Origin of the sequence: uncultured Methanobrevibacter sp., assembly GCF_900314695.1 — an archaeon.
Taxonomy (GTDB): Archaea; Methanobacteriota; Methanobacteria; order Methanobacteriales; family Methanobacteriaceae; genus Methanocatella.
Genome location: NZ_OMWD01000034.1, coordinates 1 through 20,276, shown reverse-complemented (window position 1 = coordinate 20,276; position 20,276 = coordinate 1). Strand labels below are relative to the sequence as shown.

Annotated in this window: 15 protein-coding genes and 1 pseudogene; 15 read left to right on the top strand and 1 reads right to left on the bottom strand. The window is 32.3% G+C overall.

Annotation, left to right across the window (positions count from 1 at the left end; all coding sequences use genetic code 11):
• Positions 1–861 precede the first annotated feature (861 nt).
• The 4 genes from QZN45_RS09985 (at position 862) to QZN45_RS09975 (ending at position 6,088) form a co-directional block, all read left to right on the top strand.
• Entirely contained in the window at positions 862–1,725 is an 864-nt protein-coding gene (locus QZN45_RS09985) for a hypothetical protein (protein WP_296812734.1), read from the top strand.
• An 18-nt stretch (positions 1,726–1,743) separates the two neighbouring features.
• The gene (locus QZN45_RS11110; RefSeq protein ID WP_367241220.1) at positions 1,744–2,301 is read left to right on the top strand and encodes a transposase; all 558 of its coding nucleotides are present in this window, start codon (positions 1,744–1,746) and stop codon (positions 2,299–2,301) included.
• A 185-nt stretch (positions 2,302–2,486) separates the two neighbouring features.
• Positions 2,487–5,429, top strand: coding sequence for a peptidoglycan-binding protein (locus tag QZN45_RS09980; RefSeq protein ID WP_292609388.1), 2,943 nt, complete (start codon positions 2,487–2,489; stop codon positions 5,427–5,429).
• A 224-nt stretch (positions 5,430–5,653) separates the two neighbouring features.
• Complete coding sequence (locus QZN45_RS09975) at positions 5,654–6,088, top strand: hypothetical protein (protein WP_292609386.1); 435 nt, start codon at positions 5,654–5,656, stop codon at positions 6,086–6,088.
• Positions 6,089–6,255: 167 nt separating this feature from the next.
• On the opposite strand, the gene QZN45_RS09970 is transcribed toward QZN45_RS09975, so the two are convergent.
• The gene (locus QZN45_RS09970; protein ID WP_296812732.1) at positions 6,256–6,675 is read right to left on the bottom strand and encodes a hypothetical protein; all 420 of its coding nucleotides are present in this window, start codon (positions 6,673–6,675) and stop codon (positions 6,256–6,258) included.
• A 309-nt stretch (positions 6,676–6,984) separates the two neighbouring features.
• Here QZN45_RS09970 and QZN45_RS09965 point away from each other — a divergent pair, with 309 nt between their 5' ends.
• The 11 genes and pseudogenes from QZN45_RS09965 to QZN45_RS09915 form a co-directional block, all read left to right on the top strand.
• Positions 6,985–8,541, top strand: a complete 1,557-nt coding sequence (locus tag QZN45_RS09965; RefSeq protein WP_292609382.1) for a ClC family H(+)/Cl(-) exchange transporter — start codon at positions 6,985–6,987, stop codon at positions 8,539–8,541.
• Positions 8,542–9,042 carry a nitroreductase family protein gene (locus tag QZN45_RS09960; RefSeq protein WP_292609380.1) on the top strand — a complete coding sequence of 167 codons (501 nt, stop codon included), beginning with the start codon at positions 8,542–8,544 and terminating at the stop codon, positions 9,040–9,042.
• A 128-nt stretch (positions 9,043–9,170) separates the two neighbouring features.
• Positions 9,171–9,620: a hypothetical protein gene (locus QZN45_RS09955; protein ID WP_296812729.1), complete on the top strand. Its 450-nt coding sequence runs from the start codon at positions 9,171–9,173 to the stop codon at positions 9,618–9,620.
• A gap of 154 nt (positions 9,621–9,774) precedes the next feature.
• Positions 9,775–10,746, top strand: coding sequence for a methenyltetrahydromethanopterin cyclohydrolase (mch, locus tag QZN45_RS09950; protein ID WP_292883254.1), 972 nt, complete (start codon positions 9,775–9,777; stop codon positions 10,744–10,746).
• Positions 10,747–10,878: 132 nt separating this feature from the next.
• Entirely contained in the window at positions 10,879–11,592 is a 714-nt protein-coding gene (locus QZN45_RS09945) for a DUF4013 domain-containing protein (protein ID WP_292883249.1), read from the top strand.
• Positions 11,593–11,759: 167 nt separating this feature from the next.
• Positions 11,760–12,305, top strand: coding sequence for a rubrerythrin (rbr, locus tag QZN45_RS09940; protein WP_292883246.1), 546 nt, complete (start codon positions 11,760–11,762; stop codon positions 12,303–12,305).
• A 96-nt stretch (positions 12,306–12,401) separates the two neighbouring features.
• A complete protein-coding gene (rbr, locus tag QZN45_RS09935) occupies positions 12,402–12,947 on the top strand; it encodes a rubrerythrin (protein ID WP_292883239.1) in 546 nt (181 codons plus the stop codon).
• Positions 12,948–13,026: 79 nt separating this feature from the next.
• Positions 13,027–14,439 (top strand): nicotinate phosphoribosyltransferase, encoded by a 1,413-nt coding sequence (locus QZN45_RS09930; RefSeq protein ID WP_296812728.1) that lies wholly within the window; start codon positions 13,027–13,029, stop codon positions 14,437–14,439.
• 4 nt (positions 14,440–14,443) lie between these two features.
• Positions 14,444–15,424 carry a choloylglycine hydrolase gene (gene bsh, locus QZN45_RS09925; protein WP_292606012.1) on the top strand — a complete coding sequence of 327 codons (981 nt, stop codon included), beginning with the start codon at positions 14,444–14,446 and terminating at the stop codon, positions 15,422–15,424.
• Positions 15,425–15,799: 375 nt separating this feature from the next.
• The gene (locus QZN45_RS09920) at positions 15,800–19,846 is read left to right on the top strand and encodes a right-handed parallel beta-helix repeat-containing protein (protein ID WP_296812725.1); all 4,047 of its coding nucleotides are present in this window, start codon (positions 15,800–15,802) and stop codon (positions 19,844–19,846) included.
• Positions 19,824–20,276, top strand: a pseudogene (locus QZN45_RS09915) (hypothetical protein); the annotation flags it as partial. The gene QZN45_RS09920 and the pseudogene QZN45_RS09915, both read left to right, overlap by 23 nt.

Genomic DNA, 20,276 nt, shown 5'->3' with positions numbered 1-20,276 from the left:
GTCAAGGAAAATCCACATATTATTATGAATGGAAATGCTTTGACGAAAAAATAGGCATGGCCTAAGAATCTCCGGCTTCTACAAGCCGGAGAGGTTCAATTAACAACAAAAAAGCTATTGCAACATTCAAAATCAAAAACAATGGTTTCAAAAAACTTAAAGTTGGCAAAAAAGTTACTTATCAGGTAACATACTTGAAAGACACTGTTAAGAAAACTGTAAAAATTAAAAAGTAGATGCATCTGCATCCTACTAATTTTTTATTTTTTTACTAAATTTTTTCATATCATTATTCAATGTGGATGCCTATTTTATTCATGCTTTTGTTCTTCAGTTTTTAGTTTACCGCATCATTACATTCACTATTTTAATCCTACCTTTGGAGCGAAGCACTTTTCGCAAGTTCGTATGTGTGTATCATCAGGTAATTTTCCCATTTTGGGATTTTAAATAATGGTAAATTTAGGTCGAAATGTCTTCTAAGATAGAATTTTTCAGACTCTTTTTTTTTTAAAAGTTACGAGTGTTGGCAGAAATTATTGAGCTTTAAATCTAATTCAATTTTTATCCTATTTTTTCTATTTTTATTAAATTTTGTTCAATTTTAATTTGTGCAAATTTTTTTCCATGAATACTTACTATTTTTTAAATTAATCATCTTGTTGCAGGTAATTTAATCTAATTATTTATTAAAATTATTAATATTTAATTTTAATACTTTATCACTAATTATTCTAACTATAAGTTATTTAAATCTATTTATATTAGAAATAACAAATATATAATTAATTATAGTCAAATCTATAATTATTTAATTCAATATAGGAGTTTTTAATTGATATAATTTTGAATAACTATATTTTGAGCGATAAAAGTAGGGAAATAGAGGAAATGGAAGATGAATTTCAGCTAATGTATCTTGCATCAACTATCGTTGAGGGTACTTTTAATTTCTTTAAAATCGAACGAAAAATTTCCAATGTTGGAAAACCACCTTTTGACCTTAAAGATATGATAAAACTAATTTTTTATGGATATATAAATAAAATAACAAGCACTGTGGAACTGGCTTATAATGCGAAGTACAATCACTTGTATAATTTAATTTCACATGCCATAGAACCAAGTGACAGAACAATACGTGATTATTGTAAGTATTTTCAATCAATTTACCAATTAATTATTAGTTTTATCCTAATTGTGGCTAATAAAATTGGATTAACAGATTTTGAACATATTGCAATTGATGGAACAATAAAAAATGCTTACAATTCTTCATTCAATATAATCAAAGAAAAGGACATTAGTTTATTAATAAAGCATTATATGGTCGAAGAATTAATTAAAGATGAAATTAAAAAGCTTAGACGAACAGCACGAAAATTTTTAGACGATAAATCAAAAAATGATGGAGAAAAAATTGAAATTCTTTTTTATTGGTGGCAGTTGTTGGATTATTCTGGCCAGGTGTCGTTGGCTTTGAATGATCATGATGCTCGACTGATGAAAGTTAAAGATAATGGGCAAAAGTATCCTAAATTTTCATTTAACATTCAATTGGGCACTGATACCAAATCAAAGTTAATATGTGGAGTTAATGCAGTTCAAAATCCCACGGATCATTATCAAATTCCTGCATTAATGAATCAAATCCTCGTTAATTTACAAATTAAACCCCAAAAAATTAGCGCGGATACAATCTATTCAACACTAGCAAATTTGTAATATCTCGAGGAATTAGGTATAACTGCTTTAATTCCAACAAAACAGCAAAATAGAGAGAATTCAGGTAATCTACCTGACAATCCATTTGCTATAGATTATTTTGTTTTTGATGAATATAAAAATGTTTTCATTTGTCCCAATAATGAAGAATTAACTCTTGATGGGGCATATCATGCTCCACAAGAAAAAGGTGGGGGAAATAAAATCAAATTGGTCTATTCCAACTATCAAGCCTGCAAAAATTGCAAATATAAAGGAAAATGCTACACAACTAATCATAGAACAATAACTAGGTATGTTCACGAAGTTACGTACAAAGTTGAAAGATTAATGTCCACTAAAGATGGAATAAAAGACTATAAGTTACGTTCAAAGACTGTTGAAGCACATAATGGGACTTTCAAAAGAATTTACAACTATGATTGCCTTCCAATAATTGGATTAAAAAGAGTACAAAACCTAATGTTCACAATTGTAGCTTCCTACAACTTAATAAGATTGTTTAATCTTATTAAAGTGAATAAAATGGATTTACACTCGGTTATTAGTTCAATAAAATTCATATCACTATCTTAAAAAAAATATTAAAAAGATCTAAATGGAGTAAATGAAAAATGTTCAAAATCTAATAATTTCTGCCAACACTCGTTACTTAATATTTTAGACAGTTGCATATGTGACTATTAAATGTAAAATTAATAATTTATTTTACCATAATTATTTAATAAAATATTCATTATAATATAATATGGAGGTAATTAATGTACTACAAAAATAAGTTTTTCATCATAGGTCTACTATTATTTGTAGCTTTATTGGCGATTTCAGCGGTAAGTGCCGTTGAAAATACAACAGATATTGCAACAGTAGATTCGGATATGTCTGGAAATGAAATACAATCATATTCAAATGATGATGCAGTAAAACAAGTAAATGAAAAAGAAATAATCGGCAAAATTGATAATGGAACATTTAGTGATTTACAAACAAAAATCGATGCTGTGGGTGTTGGAGGTGTGGTAAATCTTGAAAATAATTATGCTTATGATGATTCATTTTCAAATAATGGAATAACCATAACAAATCCAATAACTATTAACGGTAACGGTTTTACAATAAATGGTATGGGACAATCCAGGATATTCAATATAACTTCTTTGAATAATGTTATTTTAAATAATATCACATTTATGAACGGAAATTCAAACCTCGGTGGAGCAATAATATTGAACGGAGATGTTTCAGGCATTGGGATTGATAACTGTAAATTTATAAACAACACTGCTACACAGAATGGTGGTGCAATATATGCCAAAGGTGCATTCATTAATAGCACTGTCAAAAATTCTGAATTTGCATCAAATATTGCCGCTAAAAATGGTGGTGCAATTTATTTTTTAATCAATTCCAGTGGAAATCTGTTTGAAAATATAGCTTTTTCCAATAATAGAGCAAATGGAGCAGATGGTGGAGCAATCAATTTCCATGCACAATTAACAAAAACAACTTTCAATAATCTCACATTTTTAAATAATCATGCTGCAAATGGTGGGGGAGCTATAAACACTGATCATAATGTTAATGACAATAATTCATATGCAAATTCCACTTTCATCAACAACAGGGCTAAAAACGGTGGAGCATTTAACGGTTATGGATATTCTAACTACAACTCCTTTGAAACATGTGTGTTTATTAATAACTCCGCTTCTAATCATGGTGGTGCAATATACTATTCCAGAAATATAGAGCGAAATACATTAAACAATTGTGTATTTGTCAACAACTCTGCTAAAGCAAATGGTGGAGCATTATACAGTTATAGAAATTCCAATTACAATAAATACAATAATACTGTATTTATAGGTAATGTTGCTACCAATAATGGTGGTGCAATATACAATAGAGGCTATTCAGATTCTGAAACCTATAACAAATGTGTTTTCATCAATAATTCTGCACTTTCTGTCGATGGTGGATGCATAAATGTTTATGCGAATTTGGCAGGTGTTGTTTTTGACAATGTCTTATTTATAAACAATAGTGCTGCAGGCAATGGTGGTGCAATAAATGTGGATGATGATGCAAAATATGTCATTTTCTTTGAAACTGCTTTTATAAACAATACTGCAGGTAAAAATGGTGGTGCATTATCTTTTGATAATTCAAAAAGGAACATGCTGGAAAATACATTTTTCATTCAAAATCAGGCAGACATTGAGGGTAGTGCAATTCACATTTCCAAAAATATGTCGGAAGATAAGGTTATCAGATCTTATTTCATCAATAACAGTGCATATGGTGCTGTAATCGATGTTAACGGTACAATCAATTCCAATTTTGAAGCAATATTTGTTAATAATACTGGAAATGCAGTAATAAGATTGAATTTTGCAAATGATACAAATATAAGCGATGGTGTTTTCTTAGGAAATATTGTTGAATCAACAATTGCAATCAATTCATCAAATAATACAAACGTGAATAACAATGTTTTCTTAAATAATGAAAGTACATATGAAATCATGGCGGGTAAAGGACTCAATGCCGATTATAATTGGTTTGGAAATAATGCAACCAATTATGATGCACAACCTAATATAAAGGGTGATGTGGATTATGATACCTGGCTGTTTTTAAACGCAACAGCAAGTCCTAATAATATCACTGTTTTTGATACCTCAAATGTTGTATTCCTTTTGTATAATTATAATTCAACTTCAGGCGAGATATATGAACATTATCTTTTGGGTTCTGTTGAGTTAACAATTACTGCAACAAATGGGGATGTTAACGATACTTTTGCTTCTTTGGGAGAGGCTATTGAATTTGATTCAACCACCAGTGGAATTGCTGGTGTAACCGCTTCAATGGGTGGCGCCAAACACACAATTAACCTCATGGTTAAAAAGCTTCCTACTCAATTGACAGCAAATCCGGTAACTGCAATTTTCAATGTTAATAAAAATATGCTCATTACTTTAACGGATATTAATGGCAATGCGATTAGTGGTGCTCAAATAACAGTCAACTTGAATGGCGCTAAAAAATACACTACTGATAAAAATGGTCAGGTTAAAGTATCTATTAAGGGAATGGTTCCTAAAACATATGCTGCTAAAATAGCATTCAACGGCAACACCAATTATGACAACTCAACTAAAAGCGTCAAGGTCACAGTCAAAAAGGCAACTCCTAAAATAACTGCCAAGGCAAAAACCTTTAAGACAACTACAAAAACCAAAAAGTACACAATTTCCTTAAAGGATAATAAGGGCAAAGCAATCATGAATGCAAAAGTCACCTTGAAAGTAAAAGGTAAAACATATGCTGCAAAAACCAATTCTAAAGGAAAAGCAACATTCAAGATCACCAAGCTGAACAAAAAAGGAACATTCAAAGCAACTATAACTTATAATGGAAACAAATACTACAATAAGGTATCCAAAAAGGCAAAAATAACTGTCAAAATTGTTTTTAAAACTGTTTCTAAAGGAAGCAAAGACTCAGCAATGGTTAAAAAAATCCAAAGGGCTTTGAAAAACAATGGCTACTATCTCACATACCAAGGCCATTACTTGAAAGTTGATGGAATCTATGGAGATTGCACTGTCAGATCCGTCAAAGAGTTCCAAAAAGACTATGGACTTAAGGTAACTGGTAAAGTAGATGAAAATACAGCTAAAAAACTTGGCATAATTTAAATTTAAGTAGGTGCAATTCACCTACAACTCTTCTTTTTTTAGACAGGAAATAGAACATTCATTTCCAGGTATCCTATAAATTTGTATTTGTTAATTAGTCTAAATTAAATGTAGGTATCCGCTTACTTTCGAAAAACTTTAAATATTGATGAGTTTATATATTTTAGTGTAGTTATATAATTATTATTTTATATTTCACACTAAAATTTTCAAGAGGTGAAAACATGAACATTTCTAAAAAATTGATTGCTGTATTGGCGATTTTCTGTTTAATTGTATCTACAGGTGTAGTATGTGCAGAAGATGTCTCTGGTGAAGGTGATGTTGGATCTGATGGTGGTTATTCTGGTTCCGGTGATTTTGGATCTGGTGATGATATTGGTCCTGATGGTCCGACTGATGTTGCTCCTGATGGTGTCCCTTACCATGACGATGGAACTGATCCAACTGGAAATGCAACAGGTGATAATTCTAACTCAACCGGTAATGTAACCAATAAAACAGGCAATGTTACTAATACAACTGGAAATCATACTAATCATACTAATGCTACTAATGCAACAACAAATCATGGTTTATTAAGTACTGGTAATCCAATCTTAATTTTATTAGTTGTAATTGCAATTGTAGGTGCTGTTATAGTTATTAAAAGAAAATAGATAATCAATATTTTTCCAATATTATTTTTTTTCATTGGATAGTGAGGTTTCAATAGTCTTGAAATCTTGCTTACATATTTTTTACTAATTTTACTCATTTTTTTCAAATTTCAATATAAAAAATAGAAAAGGGGATGAAGAAATTAATTCTTCATATTTTTTTAGATTTATCTGCCGTATAAATAGTTTATAATGCCAATAATGCTTAAAATAAGAGTTATGACATATCCGATAACTGCAATTAAAGGCATGTCAAATAGCATTGGGCCTCTGGTAATTGTCATAACCAATGAGGAACTTATTAAAAGCGCAGCTATAATTACAACCAGTGAAAATTTGCTGACAATACGGTCAAGTCCATCCAGTTCAAACTTAACTTTCATATCTCCATTATCGATTTTGTGAATGGCTTTTGCAATAAGTGGAAGCAGGGATGTGAGCATATTTTTGTAGTAAAGTAAACTGCCTTTCTTGTTTTCGATAAAATTTTTAACTTCATCATAGGGAACTGGAGGATTGTCTTCCTGCAATTGTTCAAACTCTTTGGCTATTCTTTCTCCAACCATATCTGGTCTGGTACTTAACAATTGACCTAATTTGATGAAACTGGTTCCCAAATTCCTGAAACATCATTCTTAAATTTTTTGGAAGTTCAGTATCGAGCAGAATTTCGTATTCATCATCTTTAGATGGGATTATTTTTTCTTTTACTGTTTTGTTTAGAAATTTTCCAAAGCCGTATTTTCTTAGGGCTTTTGTTATTTCATGAAATATTTTGTTTACTTCTCTATTTACCCTGGTAATCCACTTAATTTTTTTTCTGATATTATCTTTTTACTTTATTTTTTATAAACATTCTTAAAAAATTTATATGATTTTGAATAAATAGTTATATGATGAAAACTCTTGAAAAAACACTAAAATCTGTAAGTGAAAATCCAAAATATATCTTCCAATTAACGATTCAGGGAATGATGGTCGGTGTATTTGCAGGATTGATGGTTTGCTTATACAGATTTTTACTTGCAGGTTCAGAACACATTTTAAGAAACTATTTAAACATAATACATGGAAATGTGTTATACATTATATTATTTTTTATAGCACTTGCCGTTATGGGTCTTTTGATAGATTGGTTAACCAAATGGGAAGCTGACTCTGCAGGCAGCGGAATTCCTCAGGTTTATGCTGAAGTTAAAGGTCATATGGAAGCCAATTGGGCGAAGGTTCTGTTTTCTAAAATTGTGGCAGGTTTATTGACTGCTCTTGGTGGGTTGTCTTTAGGTCCTGAAGGTCCGTCAGTTCAAATTGGTGGTATGGCGGGAAAAGGTATCGCTAAATTGTTTAAAGGCTCAAAAACTGATGAGATTAGATTGATTTTAGTTGGTTCTGCAGTAGGTATTACAGCTGCATTCAATGCTCCGCTTGCCGGTGTGATATTTGTTTTTGAAGAAATCAATCACGGTTTTGATAAGACTTTAATTTTCATAGCTCTAGTGTCTGCAATTGTTTCTGATTTTACATCAAAAATGATTTTTGGCCAATCAACAATCCTGAATTTTCCTGTTTTAAATATTCCTCTTGAATCATTTTGGATTCTAGTTATCCTTGGTTTTATAATCGGTGTTTTAGGTTATATTTATAATGTAGGGATGATAAAGTCAAGCGATTTTGTAAATAATCTTAAAATCCCTTCATGGCTTAAATTTGTTTTGGTTTTTATGCTATCCGGTGTTGTTGCACTCTCAATTCCAGAAATAAGTGATGGGGGACACTTTATGATGGATATGCTGGGTGTTGCAATTCCATCTTTAAGCGTTTTGGTCCTATTGTTGATTTTAAAATACATATTTTCAATGTTTTCATTTTCATCAGGCGCTCCAGGTGGAATCTTTTTGCCTATTTTGGTATTGGGGGCTTATATTGGTGCAGTGTTCGGTTCAATTGTTGTTCCTGCATTCGGATGGCAGCATGAGTTGATTTATAAATTCATAATCATCTCAATGGCGGGATTTTTCGCAGCTACTGTAAGGTCTCCAATTACAGGCATTGTGCTTCTTGCGGAAATGTCCGGTTCAACAGAGTCTCTTGTTGCAATGATAATAGTATCATTGATGGCATATATGGTTCCTACACTTTTAGGTAACGAGCCGATTTATGAATCATTGTATGACAGGTTGCTGTTGAAGAAAAATAGGGAATATGTAAGTAAACCTTCAAAACATGTTTTAAGCGAGTATGTGGTTCCGCTGGATTGCAATTATATAAATTTTAAGATTAAAGATATTCCATTTCCTAAAAATGCAATTGTAGTGTCTGTAATTCGCAATGGCAAATATATGATACCGACTGAAGATTTCCATATCAACTATGGCGATCAAATAAATATACTGACAGACAGTAATGACTATCCTTATGTTAGAGAAGAAATTGAAGAATTGTTTGGTGGTTAGATGAGCTTAATATTCAAGAGAAAAAGTGTACGAAAATACAGGGATGAAAGAGTTCCTGATGAGTTAATTGAAAATCTGCTTAAGGCAGCTATGCAAGCGCCGTCCGCCTGCAATGCGCAGCCTTGGGAATTCATTGTCGTATCAAAAAAGGAGGACAAGAAGGCAATTTCAAAAATGCATAAATTCGCAACTCCTGCCCGTGAAGCATCACATTTAATCATTACTCTTGGAAATCTTAATGAATCCAAAGTTCATGGGATGATAGAACAGGACCTTGGAGCATGCAATGAAAACATTTTGCTTCAAGCAACACATGAAGGGTTGGGTGCAGTTTGGCTTGGCTTTCACCCGATTGAAGATAGGACCCTAAAGCTAAAGGAATATCTGAATATTCCGGATTACTGCATTCCTTTTTCTGTAATATGTGTCGGATGGCCTGAAAGAGATGGTGAGGTAAAGATTCGCTATGACAAATCCAAAGTCCACTTTGACAGATTTTAAAAATTAAGGGGTATTGATCCATGTTTAATTTTGAGGTGAACATCTATTAATATTATAAGTTTAAATATGTCGAATTTCAAAATATAATTAGTGAATATATAACATATTTTATAAAAGAGGGGATGATTTTGAAAAAGACAGATATGTGGATTATTTCATTGGTAATAATTATAATTGCTGTTTTATTGGCTATTTTTGCAGTAAGTTCCCTCTTTGGTATTAAAGAATCTCAAATAGAGATAATTTCCAATGACACTGTACATAATGGGGATTCAATAAATATAAAACTTAGCGATATTGGTGGTAATCCTCTTTCCAATGAATCAGTTAAGATAGTCATGATGGACAATAAGGGCAAAAGACAATTTTATTCAATAACTACAGATTCCAATGGAATAGCAGATACAACCGTTGCAAATAAGGATCCTGGAAGACTCACAATAAATGTTACATTTGAGGGAAATGAAAAATTCAATTCATCAAATGCAGTTAAATTGATTAAGGTTCGTGAGGGAAGTTCCAATAAAAATTCCACTGATGCGGCTGGCGTTGATGCTCAGGAAAGTTCTAGTCAGTAGGTTATTTGGAGGATTTTTTTTCATAATGGCATCATATGCTGGTAGATATTGATGTTGTTGCCAAATTCATTTAGACAATTTTAAATAATAATAAAGCTATAATTTTAATTAATAACTTAATTATTTAAGTTAATATTTTAAATGAGGTTAAACTATGGTAAGTGTAAACGTAGAAGCTAAAAAAACCGTAGATGTAATGATTGAAAAAGCAGATGAATTGAACATTGCTGTAGAAACTTTAGACAATGGTGCTACTGTTATTGACTGTGGTGTAAATGTTGATGGAAGTTTCAAAGCAGGAGAACTTTATACTAAAGTTTGTCTTGGTGGACTTGCAGATGTTGGAATTTCAATTCCTGGAGATTTATCTGAAAAATTCGCACTTCCTTCTGTAAAAATCAAAACTGACTCACCTTCTATTTCAACCTTAGGTTCACAAAAAGCAGGTTGGTCTGTATCTGTAGGAGACTTTTTTGCATTAGGTTCTGGTCCTGCTAGAGCTATTGCATTAAAACCTGCAGAAACCTATGAAGAAATAGGATATGATGATAAAGGTGCAGATTTAGCAATCTTAACTTTAGAAGCTGATGTATTGCCTGGCGATGATGTGGCTCAATACATTGCTGATGAATGTGATGTCGATGTTAAAAATGTCTACTTGCTTGTAGCTCCTACTTCTTCTTTAGTCGGATCTATTCAAATTTCCGGAAGAGTTGTTGAAAACGGAACTTACAAAATGTTGGAATTCATTAAATTCGATGTAACCAAAGTAAAACATGCTGCAGGTATTGCACCAATCGCACCTGTTGACCCAGACGGACTTAAAGCTATGGGTAAAACCAATGATGCAGTATTGTTCGGTGGAAGAACCTACTACTATGTAGAATCTGAAGAAGGCGATGATATTGCTAATGTAGCAGCTCAATTACCATCTTCCGCTGCTGATGGATATGGTAAACCGTTCTTCGATGTATTTAAAGAAGCAGGATTTGATTTCTACCAAATTGATAAAGGAATGTTCGCTCCTGCAGAAGTAGTAATCAATGATTTAACTACTGGTAAAATTTACAAAGAAGGATTTGTTAATGCAGATTTACTTAAAAAATCCTTCGGTGTCGATGAATAGATTTTATTCTATTCTTTTCTTTCTTTTTTTTAAAAATTTCACATTATATTTAAATATTATATAAAACAAAATTACTATTAACACTTTAATATAGTGTTTTTTGTTTAAAATAAATTACAATAAGGTGAAAAAATGGGCTTGGGTGATATTTTATCAAAGTCGATATCTTATCCGTTTTCTGATTTAACAAAATTTTTGATTGTAGGTCTTATTTTTGTTATTTCTGATATGGATGGGATTTTCTACGGATTATTTGGACCAAATTCATTTATGGCCATCATTGGAATAATAATTGCTATAGTATTTTCAGTTATTTTGAGCGGTTATTCAATTGATGTGATTAAAAGAGGAATTGATAACTCTAATGAAATTCCTGATTTTGATTTTGCAAATAATTTTGTAGACGGTATTAAAGTATTAATTATCGGATTGGTTTACTTCATTATTCCAATTATCATTACTCTTGTTCTTTTATTCATGTTTGGTGCAATTGGAGCAGGATTGGATAAAATGGCAGGATCTTTAGGAATTTGGGCAGTTTTCGCAGTAATTATATTTATCATATTTGGAATATTTGCAATAATTGCTGAAGCAAGATTTGCTATATCACGCAGTATCGGCGATGCATTAAGCATTGGAGAAGTATTTGCGGACGTAAAAAGAATTGGAATATTGAACATTATCTTGTTCCTAATTGTTGTATCCATTCTTTTGATTGTTTTAGCTTTAATTTTATCAGTAGTAGCAATCATTCCGGTCATTGGTATAGTGATAGTTGACCTTATTCTTGGCGGTTTTGCCCTGTTATTTGTCAATTATGGTGTAGGTTTAATATATTCAGAATAGATAACATTTCTATTCTTCTTTTTTTATTTTTTTTTTCAATGTTTTCATAATATGTAAGGGTCTCAATTTTAAAAATTTTTCAATAAATTTTTAAATGATGATTAATATATATTCTATCATTCTATATAGAATAAATACTTCAATTATTAATAATGGAGATGTATAAAATGGCAGATTTAAAAGGTTCAAAAACTGAAGCAAACTTACAAGCAGCTTTTGCTGGTGAGTCCCAAGCACATACTAAATACCAATACTTTGCTGCAAAAGCAAAAGAAGAAGGATATGTTCAAATCCATGATATTTTCATGGAAACTTCCAAAAACGAAAGAGAACATGCAAAAATCTGGTATAAATTGTTACATGATGAAGAAATTCCTGACACAATTGAAAACTTAAATGCAGCAGCAGACGGTGAAAACGAAGAATGGACTTCCATGTACAAAGAATTCGCAGAAACTGCTAAAGAAGAAGGATTCGCAAAAATTGCATTCTTATTTGAAAAAGTAGGTGCAATCGAAAAAGAACATGAAGAAAGATACAGAACTTTACTTGCAAATGTTGAAGCAGAATCCGTATTCAAAAAAGAAGAAGAAATTGAATGGAAATGTGAAAACTGTGGATTCATTTTCAAAGGTTCTCAAGCACCTGAAATGTGTCCTGTTTGCGGAGTTCCAAAAGCACACTTCGAAGAAAGAGCTACTAACTTCAAATAAGTTCTTAACTTTTTTTTTTATTTTTTTTTAGTTACTGACTACTCACCAAATGTTTAAATAGTCTTTTAATATATTTTAATTTAGAGGTTTGATATTATGGCAGATTTAAAAGGAACAAAAACCGAAGAAAATTTAAAAGCAGCACTTGCCGGTGAATCACAAGCACGTGTAAAATATGAATTTTATGCTTCTCAAGCTAAAAAGGACGGTTATGTGGAAATAAAAGAGATTTTCCAAGAATCATCTGACAATGAAAAAGAACATGCAAAAATCTGGTTCAAATTATTGAACGGCGGCAAAGTCCCTGACACTGAAAGCAATCTCGCAGATGCTGCAGCAGGTGAAAACTTCGAATGGACTTCAATGTATAAGGAATTCGCTGAAACTGCTCGTGAAGAAGGCTTTGATGATATAGCAGATTTGTTTGATGCTGCAGGTGCCACTGAAAAGGCACACGAAGACAGATACAATGCATTAGCTGACAAAATCAAAGCAGGCACTGTATTTAAAAAGGACGAAGAAATCGCATGGAAATGTAACAATTGTGGATACATCCATTATGGTAAGGAAGCTCCTGAAGTTTGCCCATTATGTGATCACCCACAAGCACACTTCAGAAAACAGGATACTAGTTACATCTAGATTCTTTTTTCTTATTTTTTCTTTTTTTTAGCAATATTTATATTTTATAACAATCATATATCAATTTAAAAGGGATATTATGATTGAAAACAACATTTGTCTTTTAACTGATAGTTATAAAGTAACTCATCACTATTTTTACCCAAAAGGCACTGAAAAGATTTATTCATACCTTGAAAGCAGGGTAGGTGCTGAGTTCAATAAAACAATTTTTTACGGACTCCAGTATATAATTAAAAAGTATTTAAAAGGCTCTGTAGTAACTCAGGAAAAAATTGATGAAGCGGATAAACTCATATCAGCCCATATAGGGGAAGGCATTTTCAACAAGGATGGCTGGGAGTATATCCTTGATGAATATGATGGTAAACTTCCTATTGAAATCAAGGCAGTTGCTGAAGGAACACCTGTGGACGTCAGCAATGTTTTGATGACTGTTGAAAACACTGACAGGAAATCATACTGGCTGGTGAATTATCTTGAATCACTTCTGCTTCAGGTTTGGTATCCTTCAACTGTTGCAACACTATCTGCGGAAGTCAGAAAACTATCAAATTTTTATCTGGATGTTACAGGTTCTCAAAAGGATAATCTGGACTTCATGCTTCATGATTTCGGATATCGGGGAGCAACATCAACAGAATCATCAATGCTTTGCGGATCTGCCCATCTGCTCAGTTTTTCGGGTACCGACACTATTCCTGCATTGACAATTCCTGAAAATTATTATAACGATTCCAACTTATATGGATTTTCAGTTCAGGCAACAGAACACAGTGTCATGACTTCACTTGGTCCTGAAGGCGAATTTGACCAGATTATGAATGTTATAGATAATGCAAGGGAAGGAATCCTATCCATAGTAATTGACTCATATGATTATAGGAATTTTTTAATCGAAGCCGGAAAGTCAGGAAGTGAACTGAATGAGACCATCTTAAATTTCCTTGATGGTGAAGGCAATAAGGTTGTATTCAGACCGGATAGTGGAGAACCTGTTTCAACAACAATTGACTGTTTGAATCTGCTTTCACAGGGTTTCGGCTCCCATTTGACAGATAAAGGATACAAGGTTTTTGACTTGAACATTGGCCTTTTGTGGGGAGACGGCTTGAACTATCACAAAATTAGGGATATACTGTTTGCAATGAAATCCAACGGATGGGCCGCTCAAAATATTATCTTCGGTATGGGTGGCGGTCTTCACTCATCCCTAACCCGTGACACTCAAAGAAATGCATTCAAATGTTCAGCACAATTGAGGGACGGAGTATGGCATGACATATTTAAAAACCCTCTGGATTCAAGTAAAAAGTCAAAAACAGGAAGGTTTAAATTAATCAATGAAAACAATTCATTTAAAACAGTTTCAATAGACAGTGACGGTGAAGATTATCTTCAGACTGTATTTAAGAATGGTGATTTGTTGATTGAGGATACTTTTGGGGAAATTAAATCAAGAGCATTGATGTATTCAAATTTTGGCAGGTGAAAATATGTGTACCGCAAGCAATTATATTACAGATAAGCATTATTTTGGACGCAATTTTGATTATGAGATTTCATATAATGAACGGGTAACAATAACTCCTCGAAATTATGAGTTCAAATACAGAAAAATCGATGACGTTAAAAGTCATTATGCCATAATCGGAATTGCCGCAGGCATTGATGAGTATCCCCTATATTATGATGCATGCAACGAAAAGGGATTGTCTATTGCAGGACTGAACTTTGAAGGTAATGCAGTATATAATGACTGTGAAAATAATATGATTAATATTGCCCCTTTTGAGTTGATTCCATATATACTAAGCAGTGCATCTACGGTGTTTGAAGCCCGAAAATTACTTGGTGAAATTAATCTTGTTGACATCAATTTTGCCGATGAACTTCCATTATCTCCACTTCATTGGATGTTGTCTGACAATAGCGGCAAATCCATTGTGGTTGAACCGTTGGAAGATGGATTGAAGATATATGACAATCCTGTAGGTGTCCTTACCAATAATCCTACTTTCGATAAACAGCTATTCACTTTAAATAATTATAGAAACTTATCCAATAGAAATCCTGAAAATACCTTTGGCGGAAGCATTGATTTGGATGAATATTCAAGGGGAATGGGTGCAATCGGTCTTCCGGGAGATTTGTCGTCATCTTCAAGATTTGCAAAGGTAGCATTTACACGGGCAAATTCACACTCTTCAGGAGATGAGGCAAGTAGTGTCGGCCAGTTTTTCCATATTCTCGGCTCTGTCGAGCAGCAGAACGGTTGTACATTCATCGATGATCCGGATTTGTTTGAATATACCATTTACACATCATGTTACAACACCAATGATGGGATTTTATATTACCGAACCTACAATAATTCGCAAATAACTGCCGTCAGTTTGGCCAATGAGGATTTGAATTCAAAGGATTTGATTAATTATCTGTTAATTAGTGATGAACAAATTAAATTCATTAATTAAAACCTTTTTTTTTTTAAATAAATGATTTATTAAATGTTGTAATAAATATTTGTTTAATAATTTCATGATTTTGTATATCTGTTAATTGGTGATGAACAAATTAAATTCATTAATTTAACTTTTTATTTAATTTTTTATTAAATGAATGATTTTTTTTAACAGTTGCAATATAATGTTAATTGTTCAATAATTTATAGGATTATTGATGTTGATGTTATAATGTAATCTTTTATTTACTCATATATGGTCTATTTTTTGTTTTATATATGCTAAACTATTTATATGTTGGATGATATAAATATAAAAGAATAATCTTAGTTTGCCGAGATTATTCAATTTTTATTAATTGACTGGACCAGGGGGTGAAAACGAAAAATGAAAGGCAAAAAGTTAATCGTGATAATGGCTATAGTTATTCTTATGTTTACTATTCAGGCGTCTTGTGCGCTTGAAAATGATAATGACTTTAATTTAACACAAACTAATGATGTTAATACAGTTAATAATCAAATAGTTGATAATGCAATTAGTAATCAAGTTAATGATGTAAAAGATGAGTTGAATGACTCTGCAGACATTAAAAACAGTATTAGCGTAAGCTCTAAAAGTAGTGTTTTGGGTGCTTCCAATGAGAATAATGTTTTAGGCAATTCTTCAAATAATAAGAAAATGAGTGATTTACAGATTATACTTCAGAATGCACAGCCAGGGCAAAATATTTTCCTGAATGGTTCGACATATGGCGGTCCTTTTTCAAAATTGTCTATACCAGGTGGTGTTACCATTTATGGAGGTTATAATCCTACTGATGGTATAAAGGCTACATTTGACTTTTCTGAATATGATCATCTAAAGTATGAAGAGGATACACCTAGGATTAATATTGGAGCAAATTCTAAAATTATTGGTGTTAATTTTGTAAATCATTATTTTTATTCCAATAAAACTTCTAATCCGGTACGTGGAAGAGGACATTTGCTTGCTGTTAATGCTGCAGTTTCATTTTATAATTGTACTTTTGCAAACAATACTGTTTATATGAAGTCATATATTATAAATTATAATTCTAAAAATTCTAATGGAGCTACTATAGAAAATTGTGTATTCTCCAATAATACTGCTTCAGTTATAGTAAATATCCCTAAGACTGCGACTAATTTCATAGTTAAGAATAGTCTGTTTGAAAACAATAAGGGAACTTGTAATAATATCAATAATTCTAATACAAATTCATTAGGTTTATGTTTAAAAGTTGGAGGTAATGGTGCTGTTATAGATAATAATACATTTATCAATAACACCAATGCAACACACGGTGCAGCTTTATGTGTAAATGCAGAAAATGTTACTATATCCAATTGTCATATGGAGAATAACTCTGCAAGATATGGTGCTGCTATTGAATGTCACAAGGGTACAATGAAAGTTTATAATACTACCTTCATAGGAAATAAAGCTTATGGATATAGTGTCTGGAAAAAGGATAGAGCTGGAGGTGGTGGTGCTATTGCTTTTATTGGACCTAATAATTACATAGATAACTGTACATTCATCAATAACTTCGCTGAAAAATTTGGTGGAGCTATAGATATTCATACAGATAAAGAAGGTACTGAAACTATGGTGGCCGATTATACTACAATTGTAAACTGTAGATTTGAAAATAATATTGCTCAAAATCAATCCGGTGGTGCAATATATATTATTGGTAATTATTCAAATATTACTAACTGTAAATTTACAGATAATTCTGCACCTGTTGGTGGAGCAATACAAATTGTAGGTTTCAATGCTAGTATATATGATTCAAAATTTGTTGAAAATAAGGCTATTCAAGGTGGTGCAGTTTATATTGAGGGTCATGATGCAACTGTAGACAACTCAACATTTACTAATAACACTGCAACTCATAATCTGGGAAGTAAAATTAGTGATAATTCTTCTAAAGTTACTTCCGGTGGTGCTGTGTATGTTAAAAGTAACAATGTAAACGTTTTTGATACTTCCTTTGAAAGTAATGTTGCTGAAGGTAATTATTCTACAACTGGTTTTACAACTGGTTTTGGTGGAGCTTTATACCTCTTAGGTCAAAATCCAAATTTTGTCAATGTTAATTTAACACAAAACGATGCTACATTAGGTGGTGGTGTTTATATTGAGGGTAACAATGTCGACGCTTCAAATATAAACCTGTACAATAACACTGCTGTTCAAGGTGGTGCTGTTTATATTAAAGGTGATGATATATCTCTTGATAAAATCACTGCAAAAGAAAACAATGCTATTCAAGGTGGTGCTATCTATATTCAAGGTCAACACACTGTGGTGGCTAATTCAACATTCGATGACAACCTTGTCACTCGTGATATTGATTTAATCAAACCTGGTGCTGAAACTCTTAAGACTATGGGTGGTGGTATCTATATCAATGGTAATAATGTGGCAGTAATGGGTAATAATACTTTCAGAAGAAATATTGCTTCAGGATCTATTGATGGTGGTCTTGGTGGTGCTATTGCTATAGAAGGTGGTAATACTATAATATATGATGGCCAATTTACTTTGAATGAAGCAGTTCGTGGTGGTGCTATATATGTTGATGGTGCTAATGCTACTGTAAAAGATATGTACTTCACAACAAACAATGCTGTTCAAGGTGGTTCAATATTCATTAACGGTGCTAATACTAACATTACTGGTAATACATTCTATGATAATAATGCAACACATGATTTATCTTTCAATTCTAGTTCAGTAATTAACTTAAATACTAAAGGTGGTGCTATTGCTGTTAGTGGTGATTATTCTACTATAGTTTATAATAACTTTACATATAATGCTGCTATAGGTACTAATCCTACTGGTGGTCTTGGTGGTGCTATTGCTGTTGATGGTTATCACACAAATATTACTGATAATATATTTAATGATAATGAAGCTATCATGGGTGGTGCACTATATGTAGATGGTACTAATACCACTATTTATAATGCTAACTTTACATATAATAGAGCTATTAAAGGTGGTGCAGCTTATGTTAATGGTGTTAACACAACTGTTGTAAATTCACAATTCAAGTACAATAATGCTACACATAACCTAACTTACAACTTAAATCCTATATTTGATAGTGTACCTGCTGAAGGGGGTGCTATTGATATTGTAGGTAACAACACCTTATTGGATAATTTATTATTCTCTGAAAACAATGCTATTGGAGTCAATCCTGATGGTGGTCTTGGTGGTGCTGTTGCTGTAAACGGTTATGATACTAAAATTACTGATGTCAGCTTTGATTTGAATCAGGCGATTAAAGGTGGGGCTGTATATGTTAATGGTGTTTTAAACTCCCTTAATTATACTAATTTCACATCCAATAGTGCGATTCAAGGTGGAGCAGTCTTTATTAATGCATTTAATACTACAATTTTAGGTTGTGAATTAGATAACAATACTGCAACTCATGATTTAAGATTTTCAGTAAGCACAGAATTAGACAAACTCACTACTTTCGGTGGTGGTGTTGCAATCCAAGGTGATGATGTTAATATAATTAATTCCACTTTCATCAATAATACTGCTGTTGCTAAATATGAAAACGGTGGTTTAGGTGGTGCTGTTGCTGTAAACGGTTCAGACAACTTCATATTCAATTCCTCATTTAAGGATAATGAAGCAATTAAAGGTGGTGCTTTCTACTTTGAAGGCGGATCTACTTTAATAGATGAATCAAATTTCACATACAATCACGCAATAAAAGGTGGATCTGGTTATATTGCTGGAGAGAATACTGTTATTAAAAATTCTCTATTTGAAAATAACAATGCAACTCATGACCTGAAATATGATTTGCCGGACGTTTTGAAAAATTCAAAAACTGCCGGTGGAGCGATTTACATTGTAGGACATGACATTAATGTAACTTCAAGTAATTTCACAGATAACCATGCTAATGCTAAATATGGAAATACTAGTATTGGTGGTGGTGCATTTTACATTGAAGGTAACAATGTTAATATTTCAGATTCCACATTTGATGAAAACACTGCTGTAAAAGGTGGTGCGGTATATATCGCAGGTAACGTAACCAATATTTTCGATAGTAATTTCACACACAATTCCGTAACCAATTTGACAGTTATGGAAGGATTGGGTGGAGCTGTATTTTTAGAAAATTCACATGATGGTGAGTTCGCTAGATGTAATTTTGAAAATAACTCCGCTTCAGTTAATGGTGGTGCTATCGATTGGCACGAAGGAGCTACTAAGGGTAGAATTTTAAATTGTACCTTCACAAATAACACTGCCGATGCTAATGGTGGTGCTGTTTACTGGTATGGTACTAATGGTACTATTAGCGGTTCAAATTTCACTGATAATCGTGCTTTGGGTATTGTAAATGGTACGTATCTTTGTGAATAATACTGCTGCTAAGAATGGTGGTGCGGTTTATTTAGATAATATTAAACAAGGTGAATGTGATAATACTACATTTAGTAATTCTCGCTTTGAAAATAACTCTGCTGGTGTTAATGGTGGTGCTATTGATTGGCATGAAGGTGCTACAAATGGTGCAATTGTTGATTCTGAATTTGTGAATAATGTTGCTGGTGCTAATGGTGGTGCTGTGTTCTGGTATGGTACTAATGGTACTATTAATGGAACTAATTTCACTGATAATCGTGCTTTAGGTATTGTAAATGGTACTTATGGTCGTTCTGGTGAAGGTGGTGCTGTTATTTGGACCGGATCTAATGGTTTGGTTGATGATTGTATCTTTGTGAATAATACTGCTGCTAAGAATGGTGGTGCGGTTTATTTAGATAATATTAAACAAGGTGAATGTGATAAT